2 protein-coding genes are annotated in these 2,454 nt (G+C 29.3%); both read right to left on the bottom strand.

The genetic code is table 11. From position 1 onward, the window contains the following. A partial coding sequence (locus TD29_RS17625; RefSeq protein ID WP_152611562.1) for a hypothetical protein occupies positions 1-1,408 on the bottom strand: 1,408 nt, incomplete at its 3' end. 25 nt (positions 1,409-1,433) lie between these two features. Beyond that, the coding region (locus tag TD29_RS17620) for a UDP-N-acetylmuramoyl-tripeptide--D-alanyl-D-alanine ligase (protein ID WP_040282893.1) at positions 1,434-2,454 on the bottom strand (1,021 nt) is incomplete at its 5' end.

Here is a 2,454-nt window from a genome sequence, read left to right as displayed (position 1 = left end):
TACTTGCAAATTCAAAATCAATAGTAGCGTCTTCTTTGTGAGAATCAATTAATTTTTCAAACAGATTGTTAACTTGGTTTAAGTTTGACTGTAATGTATAGTAGATTGAATTGTTTTTAATATACTCATTTTCTCTATACGTTTTTTCTAGATTACTTTCATGACCTGAGAAGAAATCATAAGCAGTAATACTAGTTATATTATTGAATATTCGTTGCGTTTCTATGGCATTAAATTTTTTTGCTAAAATGGCGTCATCTAACCTTTTCATGAGCTGCATGTCTTTAAAATCGTTTCTAGAATATGAACTTATCTGATCCATGATTTCTTTGCTTAGCTCAGCTATTGAGGCTTTATGTCTATAAATTATAGATTGAATGCCATCTAAAACAATTAGCTCATTTTCTTTTAAGTCAAATTTTTCTATATGCTTTTTGTCTGTCTTAGGAATTAGATAAAAACGAAATTTATCGTAATTAGTTTTGTAACGATCATACATCATATTGGATAGCTTTTGCTCATAGTTTTTTATGAAAGTTGTATAGTTTTCTTCATTTTTACTGCCTTCAGGGAGATAGAATGCTAATAATAATTTGTTGTCATTCTTAGCAGTTTGCAGTGCGTTTTCGAAGTTGCTAAAAGTTTTTAATTCATATTTATAAAGACTTTTATAAGCAGAAGTAACAGGTTTAATCGTTTCTTCGTTTCTCCAAATAATATCTTTAGTAATAGAATTTGGTGTTTTAAATTCGTCTAAATGTTTGTCAAAGTCTTTATAAAAAGTAATGGGATTGTTTCTTCCATTTTCGTTAACGATGACTGTTTTATCTATAGAATTATAAGTTGCATGTAACTTTATGTTACGGGTTTTTGAAGGATGATATGTGATTTTAATTTTAGAGACCTTTTTAGGTAGCTCATATTCATAAAGAATATTTGTTTCTTTATTGTAAGTCTCTTCTAAAAGTAAAATAAATTTTGACTTTTTAATTTTTAACTTAAAATCATCGTTTTTATAGAAATCGGTTTTATTTAATTCGGAAGCTTGAATGTACGCAGGAGTATCATTTACACTGTTTTTTGTTGCTATAAAAATTTGGTTTAAATGGTAATTTTTAAAACCTTTAGGAAATGTAATAGAGAGTGAATCTTTACTTGGATCTTCTTCAATATACTTAACTCCAAAAATTGGTGTTTTCTGTTTTTTTAATTCTAGATTAGAAATTGTGTCAGTAGTGATTTTTCCTTGAGAGATTGAAAGTTGAAATTCATTCTTATCATTTACGATAAAATAAAATCCGGTGCCTTCATCTTCAGAGTAGTATGAGCCTGTAGGGATTTGATTTGATTGAGAGAATACAAAAGTAGAACTGATCAATAATATGAGGTAACAAGTAATGTTTTTCATGTCCATTTGTTTGAAAATTTTTTAATTATATTAAATCTAAGACGCGCTCTAAAGCCATGCCACGTGAGCCTTTTATTAAGAACGACTGATCTTTAAACTTAAAATTTCCGAAGTTAATTTTAAAATCTTCAAAAGATTTATAATAATAATTGGTATTGTTTTTAGAGGCTATATTGTAAAAATTCTCTCCAACAAAAATTGCTGTTTGTAAATTTAAACTGTTCGTGAAATCTGAAATAGCTTGATGTTCTAATGGAGCAGTAGCTCCCAATTCAAACATGTCTCCTAATATGACAACTTTATTCTCGTTGTTTAATTGCTCAAAATTTGTTAATGCAGCTAGCATACTAGACGGATTTGCATTGTAAGCATCCAAAATAATTTGATGTCCGTTTTGTTTTACAATTTGTGATCTATTATTATTTGGAATGTATTGTTCTATAGCGTTGCATATGTTTTGCGTAGATATTTTAAAATATTCTCCTATCGCTATTGCTGTACATAAGTTATTGTAATTATAGGATCCTGTGAGATGGCTTTCTATGGATTGGTTTTGGTAGGTCATAGAAATATAAGGTTGAGAGTTGAGTAAGCTGGTTTGAGACCCAAAACGTATTGTTTTGTCGTAATTTCCAGCTTGTTTTATCTGTAAAGGATCGTTTTCATTTATAAAAATAGTTTTCTTATGGGCTATGAGATATTGATATAGTTCAGATTTTCCTTTAACTACACCTTCAAAACTACCAAAACCTTCTAGATGAGCTTTGCCAAAGTTTGTGATTAACCCATAATCTGGTTGGGCTATTTTGGTTAAAAACTCAATCTCTTTTTGATGATTAGCTCCCATTTCTACAATACCAATTTCTGTAGTGCTTTTCATGCTTAAAAGGGTTAAGGGAACTCCTATATGATTATTTAAGTTTCCTATGGTAGCTGTTGTTTTAAACGTTGTAGAAAGCACAGCGTTTATGAGTTCCTTTGTCGTTGTTTTGCCATTACTACCTGTTAATGAAATAATAGGGATGTTTAGATATTTCCGATGAAAT

The sequence above is a fragment of the Psychroserpens damuponensis genome (genome assembly GCF_000826655.1).
In the GTDB taxonomy this organism is placed as follows: domain Bacteria; phylum Bacteroidota; class Bacteroidia; order Flavobacteriales; family Flavobacteriaceae; genus Psychroserpens; species Psychroserpens damuponensis.
The sequence above is the reverse complement of the archived record's forward strand: the minus strand, read 5'-3'. Positions and strand labels throughout refer to the sequence as shown.